Source organism: Streptococcus oralis subsp. oralis, assembly GCF_002096495.1.
Lineage (GTDB): Bacteria > Bacillota > Bacilli > Lactobacillales > Streptococcaceae > Streptococcus > Streptococcus oralis_CU.
Genome location: NZ_NCUO01000012.1, coordinates 81,580 through 101,531 on the forward strand (window position 1 = coordinate 81,580; position 19,952 = coordinate 101,531).

Here is a 19,952-nt window from a genome sequence, read left to right on the forward strand (position 1 = left end):
ATTCCTCCAGAAGGGTTTCCCCTTATTTATTGATTTTTTTATTTTTTAGTTTCAAGTATCGTTGCTTTGGAGAGATAAAGAAACTGATTAAAAAGAAGCTGGCAGATGTGAGCACGATGCTGGATCCTGCTGCGAGATTGAAGCTATAGCCGATAAAGAGTCCCAAAACAGAAGCGGTTGCCCCTAGGGTTGATGAAAGAAAAATCATGCTCTTTAGGCTATTAGCATAAAGGTAAGCCGTCGCAGCTGGGGTGATCAACATGGCCACGATAAGAATCGTTCCAACACTTTGCATGGCAGTGACTGACACAAGGGTCAAGAGTACCATGAGCAGATAGTGGTAGAAATTGACGGGCATTCCCATGGCTTTAGCCAGGAGTTCGTCAAAGGATGTAATCAATAGTTGTTTAAAGAAAATCCCGATAATCAAGAGAATCAATGCCCCCACACCAATGGTGATCCACATGTCCGTATCTTGGACAGCGAGGATATTCCCAAAAAGGATATGGAAGAGGTCTGTCGAACTCTTGGCAACACTAATCAAGATGACACCTAAGGCTAAGAAAGATGAAAAGGTAATACCAATGGCAGTGTCACTCTTGATGATAGAGTTGCCCTTGATGTAGGTAATGATGATGGAAGCCATCAAGCCAAAGATGATCGCTCCGATAAAGAAATCAATTCCCAAGATAAAGGAAAGGGCTACGCCGGGCAAAACTGCGTGAGAGATGGCATCCCCCATGAGAGACATTCCACGTAAGATGATAAAACATCCCACGGCTCCAGCAACCACCCCGATGACTATAGCTGTTATCAGGGCATTTTGTAGGAAATGGAAATGTTGCAATCCATCGATAAATTCTGCTATCATAGGTCACCTCCATTAAAGAAGAGCTTACTACCATAAGCTTTTTTGAGATTGACTTCGGTAAAGGTTTCTTCAGTTGAACCAATAGCAACCAATTCTCGATTGAGAAGCATAACTTGGTCGAAATAATGAGGGACTTTGCTGAGGTCATGATGGACGATGAGAACTGTTTTACCAGCTTTTTTAAGGTCTCTCAGTGTATTCATGATAATCTCTTCACTGATCGAGTCAATCCCGACAAAAGGCTCATCTAAAAAGATGTAGTCAGCTTCCTGCACTAAGCAGCGGGCAATCAAAACACGTTGGAATTGTCCTCCAGAGAGCTGACTGATTTGGCGATCAGCATAGTCTGAGAGTCCAACGATTTCAAGTGCATCCGCCACTTTTTTCCAGTGGCTGGCCTTTAAAGTGTGGAAGAGCGGGATAGATGGATAGAGTCCCAGTGAGACACATTCCTTGACCTTGATAGGGAAATTGTAGTCGATATGGATTTTTTGCTCGACATAGGCAACTCGATGTAAAGATTTCTTGACTTCTTTGTCATCGAGAAAGGCCTGACCTTCGTGTGGGATAATTCCCAACATACTTTTTAATAAAGTTGATTTTCCAGCACCGTTTGGACCAATAATTCCGGTAATCGTTGGTCCTTGGAGCACTAGTGAAATATCCTTTAGTGCCAACGTTTCTTTGTAGGAGACACTGAGGTTTTCGATACGTATCATACAGTTATTTTCCTCCTGTCTTTTAATATACATTAAAAAAAAAATTAAGTCAAGTTAATTTTTAAAAAATTTAAAATAATAACTGAAAAATGAAGAAAAAAGAGAGACCATTTTTAATTGCATTCCCCAGGGATTTTTGCTAAGCTAAGAATAAGTGAAAAAATGAAAGCGAGAACAAGATGACACGTTATCAAGACGATTTTTATGATGCAATCAATGGAGAATGGGAAAAAACAGCTGTTATTCCAGCTGATAAATCTCGAACAGGTGGCTTTATTGACCTTGATGAGGAAATTGAAGAGTTAATGCTGGCAACTACGGACAAGTGGTTGGAAGGCGAAGATGTTCCAGAGGACGCTATCCTCGCAAATTTTGTTAAGTACCATCGTATGGTACGTGATTTTGATAAGAGGGATGCAGATGGAATCAAGCCTGTCCTTCCTCTGCTCAAGGAATACCAAGATTTGGAGAGCTTTGCAGATTTTACCAGCAAACTGGCAGAGTTTGAACTAGCAGGTAAACCAAACTTCCTTCCATTTGGAGTATCACCAGACTTTATGGATGCCAGAACCAATGTTCTCTGGGCAAGTGCACCAGGAACTATCTTGCCAGATACAACCTACTATGCTGAAGACCATCCTCAACGTGAGGAGCTCTTGACGCTTTGGAAGGAAAGTAGCGCAAATCTTCTCAAAGCCTATGATTTTTCAGATGAGGAAATCGAAGACTTACTAGAGAAGAGATTGGAATTGGACCGTCGTATCGCAGCAGTGGTTCTTTCAAACGAAGAAAGTTCAGAATATGCCAAACTCTACCATCCATACGCTTATGAAGATTTCAAGAAATTTGCCCCTGCCCTACCTTTGGATGATTTCTTCCAAGCAGTTCTTGGACAAACTCCAGATAAGGTTATCGTAGATGAGGAACGTTTCTGGCAAGCAGCAGACCAATTTTATAGTGAAGAAGCGTGGCCTTTGCTTAAGGCAACCTTGATTTTGGCTGTGGTCAATCTTTCAACCAGCTATCTCACAGACGAGATTCGTGTCCTATCAGGTGCCTATGGACGTGCCCTTTCAGGTGTTCCAGAAGCTCAGGACAAGGTCAAGGCAGCCTATCACTTGGCCCAAGGTCCCTTTAAGCAAGCCCTTGGTCTCTGGTATGCGCATGAAAAATTCTCCCCAGAAGCTAAGGCAGACGTAGAGAAAAAAGTGGCGACTATGATTGATGTTTATAAGGAACGTTTGGCTAAGAATGACTGGCTCACTCCTGAAACGCGTGATAAGGCTATTGTCAAACTCAATGTCATCAAGCCTTATATCGGTTATCCAGAGGAATTGCCAGCCCGCTACAAGGACAAGGTAGTGGACGAAACTGCCAGTCTCTTTGAGAATGCCCTAGCCTTTGCGCGTGTGGAAATCAAGCACAGCTGGAGCAAGTGGAACCAGCCAGTTGACTACAAGGAGTGGGGCATGCCAGCACACATGGTTAATGCCTACTACAATCCTCAGAAGAACTTGATTGTTTTCCCAGCTGCCATTTTACAGGCTCCATTCTATGACTTGCATCAGTCATCTTCAGCCAACTATGGTGGTATCGGAGCAGTTATCGCTCACGAAATTTCTCATGCCTTTGATACAAATGGAGCTTCCTTTGATGAAAATGGTAGCCTCAAGGATTGGTGGACAGAGAGTGACTATACTGCCTTTAAGGAAAAAACTCAGAAAGTTATCGACCAGTTTGATGGTCAAGAATCTTATGGTGCCACTATAAATGGTAAGTTGACAGTTTCAGAAAACGTTGCTGACCTTGGAGGAATTGCTGCAGCCCTTGAAGCTGCTAAGAGAGAGCCAGACTTCTCTGCTGAAGAATTCTTCCACAACTTTGCTCGTATCTGGCGTATGAAAGGCCGTCCGGAGTTGATGAAACTCATGGCCAGTGTCGATGTGCACGCGCCTGCTAAACTCCGTGTCAATGTCCAAGTACCAAACTTCGATGACTTCTTTACAACTTATGATGTCAAAGAAGGCGACGGTATGTGGCGTTCACCAGAGGATCGTGTGATTATTTGGTAAGACAAAAACCAAGGATTTTCTTCCTTGGTTTTTTGCTTGCTAGAAAAAAGGATTAAAGGTCTTTTCGTGAGCGATAGTCGTAGCTGGACCATGACCAGGATAGACATCGTAGTTAGGAAGAGTGAAGAGTTGCGTCTGAATGCTATGGAGGAGTTGTTCCGTGCTACCTGTAGGAAGGTCTGTTCGTCCGATGGTTTCTCGGAATAGGGCATCTCCCGTCAAGACTAGATGGGCATCAGGAAAGACGATAGAAACACCGCCGATAGAGTGCCCTGGGGTTGGTAGAACTGTAAAACGAAATTCCTCAAGCTGGTATTCCTCATGAAAGACAAAGGTGTGCTCTGCAGGTTTTGCGACCACATCTGCCAGATCATCATGACGAGGGAGACCAGAGAGATTATCTATAGGTGTATAAAGCCAAGATGCTTCACTCTCTGCTACATAAACTGGAGGATTTCCAAAAGTATCACGAACCAAGTCCAGACTCATAATATGGTCGTAGTGGGTGTGGGTCAGGAGAATCGCGCAGACTGGTTTGTTGATTTTTTCGATAGTCATGCGGATAGCTTCCCAATGGCTACCTGGGTCAACCACAATCAGGTGTTGGTCTCCTTCCAGATAATAAGTGTTTTCATAAGCAACGGGATTCACGGTTTTATGGATTTTCATACTGGCTCCAATCTCAAAGAATGTATTAAACTAAGTATAGCATAGAAGAGAGAAATAAAGTGAAAAGAAAGTCCCTCTTTTGTGTTAGAGGGACAATGATCTTATTTAAACTTGAAACCTTCGTAAATGAGTTTTGTTTTGGGATTCTTTTTCTTGATTTGCTTGGCAAGGGCCTTCATCATAGGAAGCGGTCCACACATATAAACAGTAGTCTGGTCAGGGATTTCTTCTTGATCCAAAGTCAGGTATCCTTTTTCATTGCTATCGATCAGCTGCAGGTCAAAGTTAGCATTTTGACGGGCGTAGTCACGAAGTAGATCTAGGTAGACAGCATTTTCCTCTCCACGGAAACTATAGTAGAAGCGGACGTTCCTGTCTAGGATAGGGTGTTCTCGGATATAAGAGATGAAAGGTGTCATTCCAATTCCACCTGCAATCCAGATTTGCTGCTTTGGACCATGTTCCATAGTCATATGCCCATAGGCGCGATCAACTGCAACCTTGCTACCAACTTGAAGATTATCATAGATATTTTTGGTGTGGTCACCAGAGTTTTTTATCGTAAAATAAAGAGTTCGTCCTTGTCCCCCAGAGATGGAGAAAGGGTGTGGAGCAGTCTCAAAACCTTTTTGGAAAATTTTTAGAAAGGCAAATTGTCCATATTCGTAGGTGAAAGGATGACTGAGCTCTATTTCAATTTCAGTCGTGTCGTGGTTGAGGCGTTTGATTCCTACGATTTTTCCAAGATAGGTGAAACCGATCTTTTGATAAAGGAAAATAATATAAAATCCTGCAAGCAAGCCTAAAATAGCATAGATTCCAAAGATAAGACCTAGGAAACTAAAGGAGAGGAGACGATTTCCCATGATCATCAAAACATGAAAAAGGCCAAAGATATAGGCTAGATAAACCAATCGATGAATCCATCTCCATGCTTCATACTGGATATATTGTCCCAGATAGGCAACCAGAACAATGCTGATAAAGATATAGATAGCGATATTTCCAAACTGTGCGGCCAAATGCGAACCCCAGAGACCGCCCATGCTAAAGTTGTGTAGGGTTAGTAGGAGAATGGATAGAAAAGCGGTGAATTTATGAGCTAGATACATCTTTTCAAGTCCGTTAAACCAAGTTTCAAGTAAGGGTAAACGGCTAGCTAGTATAAAAGTAAGTGAGAGCGTAGTGAGAGCTAAACCAGGGATTAGAAACTGACTGGCACCTGAACTGAGCCAAGTTAGAATGGTCAGAAGCATACTAAGTCCGATAAATAAAATACCTTTTAATGATTTCATAGTAGAAGTCCTTTCATGGATTTACCTTATATTAGATGTAATAAGGTTTGTTACATTTTAACAAAAAAAGAATCTCTCGTCAAGGTTTAGGTTCTAGGCCTCTAAGTCAAATCTTCATGATAATCTATAAATAATGGCTAAGAAATATACTGTTAAATTTGTGCACTTCTTATAGAAAATTTTTTGTTATAACAATGTAAGGCTTGGGAAAATTTAACTTCTACAAGACTCTAAAAAATAAATTGATACATTAAAGTGTATTTTATTTAATTATAAGATAAATGGTTATGGGGGTTTACATGCTGTAAACCTAAGTGGATATTGGTTTTTTAAAACATTTACCATTAAATTATTTTTGTATTTTTCTAAAATAAAATTATTAAAAATATTGAAAAAGAGAACAGAAAATGTTAGTATGAATATGCATATTGAATATGAGGATATAATCCTTTTGAAATATCAAAATTTAAAAGCCTTTTTAAGGAGAGAAAGAAATTTTGTTTTTCTATATTTCAATATCGACATAATAAAAATAGGGAGGTTGTGTATCTTATGAAGAGTAAGCAACAGGGTTTTAGAACGGAGAAATACATTCGATACGGGATTCGAAAGTATAGTTTAGGAGTAGCATCAGTAGCAATTTCAGCAGGTTTGATGTTTTTGGGCAATGGAGCAGTATCTGCGATGGAACTTCAAGGAGCAGATACTACGCTTGTTTCAACATCGACATTGAATACGGAATCTTCTACGGAAACAAAAACACCTGAAAATTCGATAAAAAAAGAAAAAGAAGTTGCCCTTAAGACGGTTGATAAAACGGATTTAGTTAAAAAAATTACAGAACTTGAAGAGAAAGTAAAAACAGCAAAGAATATAGATGACATAGTATTATCATCTGCTAAAGAACTATTAGATTCTGCGAAATCTGTCATCTCAAAAGAGATAGTTGAGCAAGAGGAAGTGGATACTGAACTTGCTAAGATTAGAGATTTAATTACGGTATTTGCTGAGTCTACCGAAGTTGAGAAAATAACGGGATCTACAGAAAAAGCAGAAAAAGTAGAAGAAACAAAAGAAACTGTCGAACCAGTCCAAGAAGGTAAAAAAGTCTTAGAACAAGTTACGTCTGAAGCTGAGGTAACCAATGTTTTAGCAACTGAAGCAGTCCGGAAAAATAAGCTTGAGGCTGAAAACAAAGCGGCAATTGAGGCGGCGATAGCTAATAATAAAGAAGTTATTGCAGAAACGAAAAAAGTCCTAGCGAATGATACCCTTACAGCTAAACAAATCAATGATCAATTGTCACGCTTAAATGATTCCATTCTTGCTGTCTACAATGATTTGAAGAAAGCGGGAGTTGGAAAAGACGGAAACTTCGGAGTAGCTTTGGCTGCTCAAGATTTCTATGCCGAAGAGGGTTCTAACACAACTCATGCATCGGAAATAAACGCTTCAAATCATACTGGTAAAGATACCTATACAATTCCAGTCCAAGAAATTAAATTAATTACGGGTACTGATGCTACAGGGCTAGAGATTGAAGTCTATTCTAATCAACGGACTGGTGAAGATACCAATGCTGGAAATGGGATGCATACAGAACAAGGTGGAAAAACTGGACATAACAACAAAGGACGTGTAGACTATCCATTAACCCCTGATGCTGCTAAAAAGTTAGCTGAAGAAGCACCACTTTGGAGAAATAAACTCCGTGCGGATGGGTCAAGAATTTCAAACGCTGCGACGTCAATATACTCTGCTAACGGTGGTTATGAATACCTAGCTACAGAAATTTATGGCTATGGGTATGAACAAGGAGTTGACAGAGTTTATATTAAAGGCTTGAAAGATCGTATCGCTGTTTCTGAGAATGCCAAGCAAGCTGGTTGGAGTTTAACTTCTGTAACCCCAACTAACCTTGTGCCGGGATTGACATACGATTCAGAAACAGACACAATTCAAGGAAAAGTTATAGCGGATATTGAAAATGGAGTTTATGATTTACGATTTAATATTACTGCGACCAATACAGACGGTCGTACGGTAACTTTCCAAATTCAGAATCTTCGTGCTGGTTGGGTCGGATGGCAAGATAGTACGCCTCCTAAAATAAAATCAGATTCTGAGCGTTATGATCGTAAAGTAGGTGATGATGCTAATGTAAACATTCAATTCTATGACGAATCAGGTGCCAGTGCAACACCAGCAAATAGTCGAGGAACTTATAACTACACGACGGTTGAAGGAAAAGTTGTAAGAGTGCCTCAAAGATTTTCTAGAGCAGTGACAGGAGTTTCGGGATATAATACTATTGGTGAACAATTAGATGATTCTAAAGTCCTAATTCCAGGTACTAGCTATAGTGTTGCAAATAGTACTTCTGATGAGCAAGCTGCTGATCAAACGAATATGGGGAGAGGAATCATTTCTGGAAAATTAACTGAAGCAGGAATTTACACAGTCTCCGTATTTGCAAAAGATTATGATAAATTGGCTAATAATAATGTCTGGAACCAATCTGGACAAGAAGCACATGCTACTGTAACATTAGTCGTGAAACCTAAGGTTGAGGTTCAAAACGTTGAAACTTACTCAACAGTTGTACCAGTTAAAATTTCTAAAGGTGCATCAAGTGCTAAGGTAACAATGCCTGATGGTACTGTAACCAATCTAAAAGCAGTTAATGGCAAATGGCTCGTAGACAGTGCCTCAACCAACACAGCTGTTTCTGAAAATCAAGAATTAGGTATTGTAGATTCCGATACAGTCTTTAATATTCCTGTGACATCAGAGGCAACTGCCAAAGTTGGTGTTGATAATATCAAAGTAGAAGCATCTGCTGAAAATGTTAAGGGAACTTTCTTACGTGAACAAGTTGAGTTAAATGGAACAGATGGGCAAAAACATACTGCGACTTTTAATAAGGCTACTGGACACTGGGAGTTACCTGGCGACTATGCTGAAAGTAAAACACTGAATGGTGATGGTACGACAAGATGGACTAAACGTCAAGTGTACACAGAAGCTCAGCAAGACGGTGGTATGAAATTTTATATCTATGAGTACATTCGACAGCTTGATAGCACTGAGAAAGTGACAAGTGTCGAAACGCCAACTCGTCCAGAAACGATTTATGTTTCTAAGAACACAAATCAAACAGGTGATGGAATGTCAGTAACGATCACCTACGATAAACATTCAAATACCTGGGCGTCGTCTGATGGCACAGAAGTGACCGCTACTAAGCTAGGAAATGACTCTTGGGAAGTTCATACTAAGTCTGGATTTGGTGGTATTATTAGAGGGACTATTGCCACAAATACAGACGTGGCAACGGTTGTAAATACAAAACCAACAGCAACTTCACAAGATTATACTTCAACAAAAGGTACAGCTGTTGACCTTCGTAATGAAGCAAAAGCTGCAGTAAGCATCTCAGACTCTGAAGATACTAAGTACGGAAAAACAACTTACATTACTCGTATTACAGTAACATCTCCTTCAGGAGTTCAGAAGGTTTATGACACTAAACAAGATGCAAATAACTACAATATTGCTAGTGGATATAGCTTAAATGAAGTAGGGGTATATACTGTTAAGATTGATGTTATTGATAGTAATGGAAATTACACTACTGAAGCAACAATCGGTGGAACTGAGTCGGGAGTTGATCATGGAGTTGATTCATCAACCGCTACAACAACCTACCATATTACAGTAACTGATACGATTGAAGGGCATAATGTGACTTCGACTGATATTCAAGGTGCTACTCAAAAAGAAACTCCAACCTTTACATCTGTTGGAGATGGATCACCAGTAAAACCAAGTGCTTTTTCGCCTGCTAAGTTAGTAGATCCAAAAACAGGTGGATTTGTTGATACTCTAACAATTGATGGTCAGGGTACCTACTCAATTGATAATGAAACAGGTGAAGTAACTTTTGTTCCATTGAAGACATTTACCGGTACAGCTACACCTGTCACAGTTTCACTTACTGCAAAATTAGGAAAAGATGCTAATGATACGGATATTACAGCAACTGCTACAGCAACGTATACTCCAACTGTAATACCTGTTAAACCAACTTCTACAGATGATGAATCTGAAGGTCCTAAAGGGCAAACACAAAACGGTACACCAACTTTTACTGGTGGTAAAGTTGAAGTAAACGGTGTAGAGAAGACTGTTGAAATTGATGAAAATGTTAAACCAACCTTTGATGATGGCACAACTAAGAAAGTTGTTCCGGGAGAAGGAACTTATACCATTGATGAAAATGGTGTGGTAACTTTCACACCAGAAAAAGACTTTGTTGGGAAGGCTTCAGGAGTTACAGTCAAACGAGTTGATAAGAACGGAACAGAAATAACTGCAAGATACACTCCGACTGTCCGTCCAATTACTTCATTTGTAGATACTAAGGGGAATACATTAATTCCAACCGAGGACGGCGAACAACCTAAGAAAGATATTCCAGGCTACCGCTTCGTAGAGACTAAGAAACTTCCAAACGGCGACACAGAACACGTTTATGAGAAGGTTAAGACTAGTCATAAGGATAAGGAAGGGAATGACATTCCAGGCCACCCAACCGAAGACGGTGAACAACCTAAGAAAGATATTCCAGGCTACCGCTTCGTAGAGACTAAGAAACTTCCAAACGGCGACACAGAACACGTTTATGAGAAGGTTAAGACTAGTCATAAGGATAAGGAAGGCAATGAAATTCCAGGCCACCCAACCGAAGACGGTGGACAACCGAAGAAAGATATTCCAGGCTACCGCTTCGTAGAGACTAAGAAACTTCCAAACGGCGACACAGAACACGTTTATGAGAAGGTTAAGACTAGTCATAAGGATAAGGAAGGGAATGACATTCCAGGTTATCCAACCGAAGACGGTGAACAACCTAAGAAAGATATTCCAGGCTACCGCTTCGTAGAGACTAAGAAACTTCCAAACGGCGACACAGAACATGTCTACGAAAAAGTGAAGACTAGTCACAAGGATAAGGAAGGCAATGACATTCCAGGTTATCCAACCGAAGACGGTGAACAACCTAAGAAAGATATTCCAGGCTACCGCTTCGTAGAGACGAAGAAACTTCCAAACGGCGACACAGAGCACGTTTATGAGAAGGTTAAGACTAGTCATAAGGATAAGGAAGGGAATGACATTCCAGGTCATCCAACCGAAGACGGAGAACAACCTAAGAAAGATATTCCAGGCTACCGCTTCGTAGAGACTAAGAAACTTCCAAACGGTGACACAGAGCACGTTTATGAGAAGGTTAAGACTAGTCATAAGGATAAGGAAGGGAATGACATTCCAGGACATCCAACAGAAGACGGTGAACAACCGAAGAAAGATATTCCAGGCTACCGCTTCGTAGAGACGAAGAAACTTCCAAACGGCGACACAGAACACGTTTATGAGAAGGTTAAGACTAGTCATAAGGATAAGGAAGGGAATGACATTCCAGGACATCCAACCGAAGACGGAGAACAACCTAAGAAAGATATTCCAGGCTACCGCTTCGTAGAGACTAAGAAACTTCCAAACGGCGACACAGAACACGTTTATGAGAAGGTTAAGACTAGTCATAAGGATAAGGAAGGGAATGACATTCCAGGACATCCAACAGAAGACGGTGAACAACCTAAGAAAGATATTCCAGGCTACCGCTTCGTAGAGACTAAGAAACTTCCAAACGGTGACACAGAACACGTTTATGAGAAGGTTAAGACCAATCACAAGGATAAGGAAGGGAATGAAATTCCAGGCCACCCAACCGAAGACGGTGAACAACCTAAGAAGGAAATTCCAGGCTATCGCTTCGTAGAGACTAAGAAACTTCCAAACGGCGACACAGAACATGTCTACGAAAAAGTGAAAACTAGTCACAAGGATAAGGAAGGGAATGAAATTCCAGGTTATCCAACCGAAGACGGTGAACAACCGAAGAAAGATATTCCAGGTTACCGCTTCGTAGAGACTAAGAAACTTCCAAACGGCGACACAGAACACGTTTATGAGAAGGTTAAGACTAGTCATAAGGATAAGGAAGGCAATGAAATTCCAGGCCACCCAACCGAAGACGGTGAACAACCTAAGAAAGAAATTCCAGGTTACCGCTTCGTAGAGACTAAGAAACTTCCAAACGGCGACACAGAGCACGTTTATGAGAAGGTTAAGACTAGTCATAAGGATAAGGAAGGCAATGAAATTCCAGGCCACCCAACCGAAGACGGTGAACAACCTAAGAAAGATATTCCAGGCTACCGCTTCGTAGAGACTAAGAAACTTCCAAATGGCGACACAGAACATGTCTACGAAAAAGTTGTTACTGCTCCTCAACAAAAACCGACTGAGCAATCTCCAACTACTAAAGCAACCAAAGAATTACCTAATACTGGTACGGAAGATCATGCAGCTTTGGCAGCTCTAGGAGTACTTGGTTTGATGAGCGGATTTGGACTTGTGTCTCGCAAGAAAAAAGAAGACTAATTCTATACTCGAGATTCTAAGTAGTATCCATTAGTTTCTGAAACAAAAAACCAACTAATCGTTAGATTAGTTGGTTTTTGTCTATTCTCGATTTTTCCAAGCTTGGTAACGGGTATCAATCAAGAGTTGGGTTAAGCGTCCCATGGTGTCTCTTTCATCAGGAGTGAGGGATTGAGCTTGGACAAAGAGATGGTGAATGTGTTCAATGACCTTGAAGGAAGAGAGGTCGTTGATAGAAGAGATGCCTGCATCGAGAATGATTCCAAAAAAGAGGTCAAAGTAGAGCTGCAGTTCCGTATCAGGGACCGTCTCAACCCATTCCTTGAAGGTAGTATCAACTTGCTGGCTGTCACTATTGGTCTCGTCTAGTTGGAGAAAGTGTTTGTCTTCAATCTGCCAACTAAAGGTGTCATGCTGGGCAAGACCGCCTAAGGCAGTGCTTCGAACGACGATTTTTTTGTCCGGAATTTCCAGCATCATCCCGATGATAGAACCTTGTGGGATAAATACTTTCGTTCTTTCCATCATGTTTTGATAGCCAGGTGTTTCGGTTAGTTCCTTGTGAAGCCCAGGGGAATCAAAAGTATAGACAGCGACAATGTTTTTTTGTAAAAGTGGATCGAGTTGACTAGCAGCATAGATAGCTAGATTGCCCCCTTTTGAGTGTCCTGCTATGACAACTTTTTGGTTAGGATGTTGAGCAAAAAAATCCTGTAAATACTGGAGGGCGTGTTTTTGAGCTGGGATTTCTTTCATATAGGTCATATGGAAATCTTCTTTCCAACCGATGATACTATCATCCGTCCCACGAAAAACAAGCAAAAAAGTATCGAGACTGATACGATAAGTCATAGCCGCAAACTGTTTTTGCAATTCAGGATCAATATCATTGATAAAATTTGATAGCTTACAATTTTTAAACCGTTTGTGTTGAGAGAGTTGATCCAACAACTGGAGACGGTTTTTATTGGTCAACATCGTCGTGTCTCTAGGAATTTGGGGTGCAAGATCTATGAGGCGCTGGGGTTTTTGGGTGACTACACCATCAAAAGCAAGATAGGTTAATTCAGTCAAGGCAAGAACATCTAACTCGTTCACGGGGAGGTCATAAAAGGAATCGTATGCTACATCATTCAGGTAGTCAAAAATATTGGCCATAAAAGCTCCTTTCTCTATGTTTATCCTACCACATTTACATAGAATTGGCTAGTAGGCTTGTTTGAATGACCTAGTAGGGTTTGATTGAAATACATAGAAGATAGATTGATCCTATTTCAAACCTCTAAACGAGCTTACTTGTATGTTTTTGCTATCAATCCCATTTTCCTTTAAAAAATTCTTCATCTCATTTACATCATCAGGCTGACCTGTGATGAGATAGCTGGCTTGATTGCCGTATTCATCAATAGCACGTTTTAAAAATTCTTGACTTTGAGAAAGTTCATCGCTAGTTTTATAAGTAAAATTCGATGTTTTTTGAGCCAGTTCCTTCATCTCATTATCGAAAATAGTAACTCCTTTGTCAAAATGGTTGAGAATAATCGGACATTTACCAGCCCATTCTATGATAAGGGGGCGTAGAGCAGAAATACCAACATCAGATGCAAAGCAAACTAGTGGCTGATTCGTATCTTTAACAGTCAAAGAGGAATCCAGCCAACTCATCTCAATCTCACTTCCAGCCGGTAAATGTGTCAAGGTTTCCTTAAAGTGGCTACCACTATTATGCGTTAAAATGAGGATTTCATCTTCATCAGGTGTGGAGGCAATAGTTAGCCATCGACTGGTCTGCTCTCCCTTAGCTTCATATTTACTAGCAGTAGACGAGGTATCAGGGAGTGTAAACTTAGCATAAGCCCCTGCTTTCCATGTCATATTAGTAGGTTTCGTCAAATGTATTAAGTAAAGGTCCCCATTGAAATTTTCAATGGATTTTAAAGACAAAGCTTGACTACGTCCAAGATAGGTTATTACACCCCAAGAAATAAGGCATATAGCCACCAGAATAGATATAATAATTATCAACATTTTTTTACCTCTTTTCATTATTTTCCTCATTTCCAAAATTTAAAAGATAGCCAAGTAGCCAGTGCGATAACAGGAATAAAGCCAATCAGTTTGATAAGCAAATCAGTATTAGGTAGGCTGTAAATATAAATCATGGTAGTCAATGCCGCCAACCAAATACCCGCAATTTTTAAAATAACAGGTAAGCCGGCAATCATACATAACCCTATAGCCAGCAAAATCATACCTCCAGTCGCAAAGGACATAAAATCAGGGTTTGATAAATCAACCTGTTGTAGTGTAGCTCCCCAAATAATGATCAAAATACCAATAATGGCAAGAGAAATTCCTGTAATACCTAATCCATTCATTTTTTTAACTCCTTGTTTGTCCATGATAAAATCTCCTTTATTATATTATTGAATGAATAAAATATTAGTTCATTCATATATTTTCAAAAAATAAAAAAATCAATTCTTCTTATAAAAATTTTGTCCTTTCTATGTAAATAATATCAAATATAGCATATCCATTTAATCTATAATCTGTTCTATCTCACCTATAAGAATAAAATGAGGTTCCCAGCCACCATGTCCGTCAGTATAGATATCTGGATACAATTCATAGTAATCCCTTATTTCCTGTACAAAACTCTCCTTGTCAAACTGTTGCTTACAAAGCTTTTTACATAAAAAAGTCTGTTTTGCCTCTTTAAATCCCATTGTCTTACCTATAGGAATTGCCATAAGTCCGGCATTTTCTATTTTATTTTCATTTCTTCCTGAATGACTTCCAAGGTATGCAAGTGCCTTTTTATATTTTGGATCAAAAAAGCTTACAGTAAAGTATTCACTATCATCAATAAACTCAGCTGTATATCTTGACGGATGTATATATAGGGTTACAGTCGCCTTACTTTTTCCCGGTGCTCCCCAAATATTTCCAAGGCTACTCCATGACACGAGGCAGGCATTGAACTTTTCCCTGTTGCCTACCGTTATTGCCGCCCATTCACTGTCAAAAATGTCAAACGGTTTGTACTCTTTTTTTCTAAATTCCATGTTCATTCCTCTTTCTCCAATTCACCTATAATTAAATTATATTTGTTATTTAAGAACTCCTTTAATGAAGTTGGTCGCAAGTATTTCAACAGTTTTGCCAATATCTGGAAAATCTTTTTCCGTGATATGCATATCCATATAGTAAAACAGATTATAAACCTGTAAAATATCTTGAATCTTTTCTGGCGAGTACCCTTCAGACTGCATACGATTTGTAAAAGTTTTAACTAGAAACTGATGAAAAGGATTTGCGACTTTGCCTTCTTCCGAGGAATAGTAGCTGTGTAACTCATCTGCGATGGCAGGATTGTACCATTCTGCAAGGATTTTATTGGAAGAAACGAGAGTTCTGGACTGAGCAAATAGTTGACCAATGAGGTCGATCATGTCAATTTCCCAATCCAGTTCTTCGATCATAGCTTGGCGAACACGGTTGTTTTCATCTATATAGATGTCTAGAAAAATGGCTTCTTTACTCTCGTAATAGTTATAAAAAGAACCAACTGCAACACCAGCTTGCCTAGCAATTTCTGAAATACCTGTTGCCTTGTAACCTTTTTTCGAAAAAACTTCATAGGCTGCTGTTTTTAAAGATTGTTTTTTGTCCAATAGGATTTAACCTCCTTCGCTTTATGAATGAATAAATTTATTTGTTCATTCATATTCTAACAAATCATGGCTAGCTTGTCAATAAGAAGGCTAGATCTATTAAATAAGTTAAAGAAACGCTAACTAAATGAGTACAAAAAGGAAAATATAGGATAAGGCTGGAACTATAATTAAAAATAAGGTATGATATCAGTGGGAATGTTCTCTATTTAGCATCTGTTTTCTTATCTGGATTTGGGAAATAGGCTTCTAAACAGTATGAGATACTGATCCGTAAATCTGATATGAAGGGTTTTGATACTTTGAGAAATAACAAAGGAGGAGCGCATGCACAAGATTTTACTAGTAGAAGATGACCAAGTTATTCGGCAACAAGTTGGGAAACTACTCTCTGAGTGGGGGTTTGAGGTCGTTTTGGTAGAGGATTTTATGGAAGTATTGAGTCTTTTTGTTCAGTCGGAGCCTCATTTGGTCCTCATGGATATTGGTCTACCTCTTTTTAATGGTTACCACTGGTGCCAGGAGATTCGTAAGATTTCTAAGGTGCCCATCATGTTTCTCTCTTCGAGAGACCAGGCGATGGATATTGTCATGGCGATTAATATGGGGGCGGATGACTTTGTGACCAAGCCTTTTGACCAGCAGGTGCTCCTTGCCAAGGTTCAGGGCTTGTTGCGCCGTTCCTATGAATTTGGGCGGGATGAAAGTCTGCTGGAGTATGCGGGTGTGATCCTCAATACAAAGTCTATGGACCTGCACTATCAGGGGGAAGTTCTGAGTTTGACCAAGAATGAATTTCAAATTTTGCGGGTCTTGTTTGAACATGCTGGCAATATCGTGGCGCGTGATGACTTGATGCGGGAACTCTGGAATAGCGACTTTTTCATCGATGACAATACCTTGTCTGTCAACGTTGCTCGCTTGCGTAAAAAGTTGGAGGAGCAAGGTTTAGCAGGTTTTATCGAAACCAAGAAAGGGATAGGATACGGACTGAAACATGCTTGATTGGAAATCATTTTTTCTAGCCTATCTGCGTTCTCGCAGTCGCATCTTTATCTATATTTTTTCATTAGGCTTTCTCGTCCTTCTCTTTCAGTTTTTATTTGCTAGTCTAGGAACTTATTTTCTTTATTTCTTTCTACTCAGTAGTTTTTTGACCTTCTTATTTTTGGCTTGGGATATATTTGCAGAAGCTCAGGTTTACCGGCAGGAAGTACTCTATGCTGAGAGAGACCCCAAGTCTCCTCTAGAATGTGCGCTAGCAGAAAAGCTCGAAGAGCGTGAATCTGAATTGTATCAAAAGAAGTCGGAAACGCAGAGTAAGCTGACGGATTTGCTTGACTACTACACCTTGTGGGTTCACCAGATCAAGACCCCCATTGCGGCAAGCCGTCTCTTGGTAGCAGAAGTCTCTGATCGTGAGGTCAAGCAGCAACTGGAACAGGAAATCTTTAAGATTGATTCCTATACCAATCTGGTGTTGCAGTATCTTCGTTTGGAGAGCTTCCACGATGACTTGGTATTTGAAAAGGTTCAAGTGGAGGATTTGGTGAAGGAAGTGGTTCGCAAGTATGCCCTTTTCTTTATCCAAAAAGGACTGACGCTCAATCTCCATGACCTTGACAAAATCATCGTGACTGATAAGAAATGGCTGTTGGTCGTCATTGAACAAATCCTCTCAAACAGTCTCAAGTACACCAAGGAAGGTGGGCTAGAGATTTATATGGAAGGTCAGGAGCTCTGTATCAAGGATACGGGAATCGGGATTAAAAACAGCGATGTGCTCCGAGTCTTTGAACGTGGCTTTTCAGGCTACAATGGGCGTCTGACCCAGCAGTCATCTGGACTGGGCCTCTATCTATCTAAGAAAATTTCTGAAGAACTGGGTCACCAGATTCGCATCGAGTCTGAGGTCGGAAAAGGAACGATAGTAAGGATTAAATTCGTTGAAGTGAAGCTCGTTATTGAGTAAACATAAATGAGAAAAAGCCTCCGAATGGAGGCTTTTATGCTAGGCTCTTATACTCAATGAAAATCAAAGAGCAAACTAGGAAACTAGCCGCAGGCTGTACTTGAGTACGGCAAGGCGACGTTGACGTGGTTTGAATTTGATTTTCGAAGAGTATTATTTCTCAACGCGTGATTTGTTGGCAATATCAGTAAGGATAGCTTGCACAAAGTCATCTACTGAGACAGTTTGTGTTTCTTTTTGGCCGTAGCGACGAACATTGACTGTTCCGTCTTCCATTTCCTTGTCACCAACGATTAATTGGTAAGGAATTTTGCTTGTTTGTGAAGCACGGATTTTGAACTGCATTTTTTCATTGCGCTCATCTACATCTGCACGGACACCGCGGTCACGGAGTTTCTTAGCCACTTCCCATGCGTAGTCTACGTGTTTTTCGTTAGAAACTGGGATGAGAGTTACTTGGTGTGGTGCAAGCCATGTTGGGAAGGCACCTTTGTAGTTCTCAATCAAGATAGCTGTGAAGCGTTCCATGGTTGAAATAACACCACGGTGAATCATAACTGGACGGTGTTCTTCACCATCAGGCCCGATGTATTTGAGGTCGAAGCGTTCTGGAAGCAAGAAGTCAAGCTGGATAGTCGAAAGGGTTTCTTCTTTTCCGAGAGCTGTCTTAACTTGGATATCCAATTTTGGTCCGTAGAAGGCTGCTTCACCTTCAGCTTCAAAGTAGTCAACACCCATTTCATCAAGTGCTGCACGAAGCATGGTTTGGGCATTTTCCCACATCTCATCGTTGTCAAAGTACTTGTGAGTATCTTGAGGGTCACGAAGAGAGAGACGGAAGCGGTATTCAGTCAAGTTGAAGTCTTCATAAACATCGATAATCAACTGAAGGGCACGTTGGAATTCTTCTTGGATTTGTTCTGGAGTGACAAAGAGGTGACCGTCGTTGAGGGACATTTCACGTACACGTTGAAGACCAGTGAGGGCACCAGATTTCTCGTAGCGGTGCATCATACCGATTTCAGCGATACGGATTGGCAATTCACGGTAAGAGTGAACATGGTGTTTGAAGACTTGGATGTGGTGTGGGCAGTTCATTGGACGAAGGACAAATTCTTCCCCGTCACCCATGTCCATAGTTGGGAACATGTCTTCTTGGTAATGATCCCAGTGACCAGAAGTCTTGTAGAGTTCAACAGAAGCAAGTGGTGGAGTGTAAACGTGTTGGTAGCCAGAAGCTAACTCCTTGTCTACGATGTAGCGTTCCAATTCACGACGGATAGTCGCACCGTTTGGCAACCAGAATGGCAAACCTTGTCCGACTTCTTGTGAAATCATGAAGAGGTCAAGCTCTTTACCAAGTTTACGGTGGTCACGTTCTTTGGCTTCTTCACGCATTTGAAGGTAGTTTTTCAAGTTTTTCTTGTCAAACCAAGCTGTACCGTAGATCCGTTGCATCATCGCGTTGTCGCTATTTCCACGCCAGTAAGCACCTGCTACATGAAGAAGGTGGAAGATTTGGATGCGGCCTGTTGAAGGGACGTGAGGTCCACGGCAGAGGTCCACGTATTCACCTTGACGGTAGATGGTCAAACCACCCTCGTCTTCAGAGTGTTCTTCAATCAATTCCAACTTGTAAGGGTCGTTTTTGAAGATTTCACGCGCTTCATCTTTGGTTACTTCCTCACGAATAGATGGGAAGTTTTCTTTAACGATCTTTTGCATTTCTTCTTCGATACGAGGCAGGTCTTCGTTGGAGATTTGACCAGCCTGATTGTCCGTATCATAGTAGAAACCATCTTCAATAGCTGGACCAACTCCCAAGTGAATGTCTGGGAAAAGGCGACGAGCTGCTTGGGCGAACAAGTGGGCAGCTGAGTGGCGCAAGATTGGAAGGGCATCTTCGTGATCAGGTGTCACGATTTCGATGCTTCCATCTTCAGTGATAGCACGAGTCGTGTCGATGAGTTTGCCGTTGAATTTACCAGCGAGAGCTTTTTTAGCTAGAGAATTGCTGATAGATTGGGCAATTTCAAAAGTAGTAACGCCAGATTCGAATTCACGAACAGCGCCATCTGGGAAAGTAATCTTAATCATGGTTTTCTCCTTAAAAATTAATCATATTTTATAACTGAGGTTTGAAGAAGTGGGAAACTAGATATCAACA

At 40.6% G+C, this 19,952-nt stretch carries 14 protein-coding genes; 4 read left to right on the forward strand and 10 right to left on the reverse strand.

Translation table 11 applies throughout. The annotated features are described in order from the left end of the window. Positions 1 to 22 precede the first annotated feature (22 nt). Positions 23 to 871: a metal ABC transporter permease gene (locus tag B7717_RS05860; protein ID WP_000559774.1), complete on the reverse strand. Its 849-nt coding sequence runs from the start codon at positions 869 to 871 to the stop codon at positions 23 to 25. Continuing rightward, positions 868 to 1,590, reverse strand: a complete 723-nt coding sequence (locus B7717_RS05865; protein ID WP_044021194.1) for a metal ABC transporter ATP-binding protein — start codon at positions 1,588 to 1,590, stop codon at positions 868 to 870. The genes B7717_RS05860 and B7717_RS05865 overlap by 4 nt, the downstream gene beginning before the upstream one ends. A 179-nt stretch (positions 1,591 to 1,769) precedes the next feature. On the opposite strand from B7717_RS05865, the gene B7717_RS05870 reads away from it, so the two are divergent. After that, positions 1,770 to 3,662, forward strand: coding sequence for a M13 family metallopeptidase (locus B7717_RS05870; protein WP_049519283.1), 1,893 nt, complete (start codon positions 1,770 to 1,772; stop codon positions 3,660 to 3,662). 39 nt (positions 3,663 to 3,701) lie between these two features. On the opposite strand, the gene B7717_RS05875 is transcribed toward B7717_RS05870, so the two are convergent. Continuing rightward, on the reverse strand, positions 3,702 to 4,331 hold the full coding sequence (locus B7717_RS05875; protein ID WP_084944370.1) for an MBL fold metallo-hydrolase: 630 nt from the start codon (positions 4,329 to 4,331) through the stop codon (positions 3,702 to 3,704). 101 nt (positions 4,332 to 4,432) lie between these two features. Beyond that, positions 4,433 to 5,626, reverse strand: a complete 1,194-nt coding sequence (locus tag B7717_RS05880) for a ferredoxin reductase family protein (RefSeq protein ID WP_084944371.1) — start codon at positions 5,624 to 5,626, stop codon at positions 4,433 to 4,435. A gap of 552 nt (positions 5,627 to 6,178) precedes the next feature. Between B7717_RS05880 and B7717_RS05885 the strand changes: the two genes are divergently transcribed. Next, positions 6,179 to 12,136, forward strand: coding sequence for a YSIRK-type signal peptide-containing protein (locus B7717_RS05885; RefSeq protein ID WP_084944372.1), 5,958 nt, complete (start codon positions 6,179 to 6,181; stop codon positions 12,134 to 12,136). Between the two features lie 81 nt (positions 12,137 to 12,217). On the opposite strand, the gene B7717_RS05890 is transcribed toward B7717_RS05885, so the two are convergent. From B7717_RS05890 to B7717_RS05910, 5 genes are all read right to left on the reverse strand, one after another. Then, the gene (locus B7717_RS05890) at positions 12,218 to 13,294 is read right to left on the reverse strand and encodes a DUF2974 domain-containing protein (RefSeq protein ID WP_084944373.1); all 1,077 of its coding nucleotides are present in this window, start codon (positions 13,292 to 13,294) and stop codon (positions 12,218 to 12,220) included. 111 nt (positions 13,295 to 13,405) lie between these two features. Then, positions 13,406 to 14,182 carry a ferredoxin reductase domain-containing protein gene (locus tag B7717_RS05895; RefSeq protein ID WP_084944374.1) on the reverse strand — a complete coding sequence of 259 codons (777 nt, stop codon included), beginning with the start codon at positions 14,180 to 14,182 and terminating at the stop codon, positions 13,406 to 13,408. Between the two features lie 8 nt (positions 14,183 to 14,190). After that, complete coding sequence (locus B7717_RS05900; RefSeq protein ID WP_172837215.1) at positions 14,191 to 14,514, reverse strand: hypothetical protein; 324 nt, start codon at positions 14,512 to 14,514, stop codon at positions 14,191 to 14,193. A 162-nt stretch (positions 14,515 to 14,676) separates the two neighbouring features. Further along, complete coding sequence (locus B7717_RS05905) at positions 14,677 to 15,204, reverse strand: flavin reductase (protein WP_025168435.1); 528 nt, start codon at positions 15,202 to 15,204, stop codon at positions 14,677 to 14,679. A gap of 45 nt (positions 15,205 to 15,249) precedes the next feature. Further along, positions 15,250 to 15,819: a TetR/AcrR family transcriptional regulator gene (locus tag B7717_RS05910; RefSeq protein WP_084944375.1), complete on the reverse strand. Its 570-nt coding sequence runs from the start codon at positions 15,817 to 15,819 to the stop codon at positions 15,250 to 15,252. Positions 15,820 to 16,140: 321 nt separating this feature from the next. Here B7717_RS05910 and B7717_RS05915 point away from each other — a divergent pair, with 321 nt between their 5' ends. Beyond that, a complete protein-coding gene (locus tag B7717_RS05915; protein ID WP_000548981.1) occupies positions 16,141 to 16,818 on the forward strand; it encodes a response regulator transcription factor in 678 nt (225 codons plus the stop codon). Then, positions 16,811 to 17,785, forward strand: a complete 975-nt coding sequence (locus B7717_RS05920) for a sensor histidine kinase (RefSeq protein WP_084944376.1) — start codon at positions 16,811 to 16,813, stop codon at positions 17,783 to 17,785. The genes B7717_RS05915 and B7717_RS05920 overlap by 8 nt, the downstream gene beginning before the upstream one ends. 153 nt (positions 17,786 to 17,938) lie before the next feature. Here B7717_RS05920 and thrS read toward each other — a convergent pair whose 3' ends face one another. Beyond that, positions 17,939 to 19,882 carry a threonine--tRNA ligase gene (gene thrS / locus B7717_RS05930; protein WP_049479192.1) on the reverse strand — a complete coding sequence of 648 codons (1,944 nt, stop codon included), beginning with the start codon at positions 19,880 to 19,882 and terminating at the stop codon, positions 17,939 to 17,941. Positions 19,883 to 19,952: the final 70 nt, after the last annotated feature.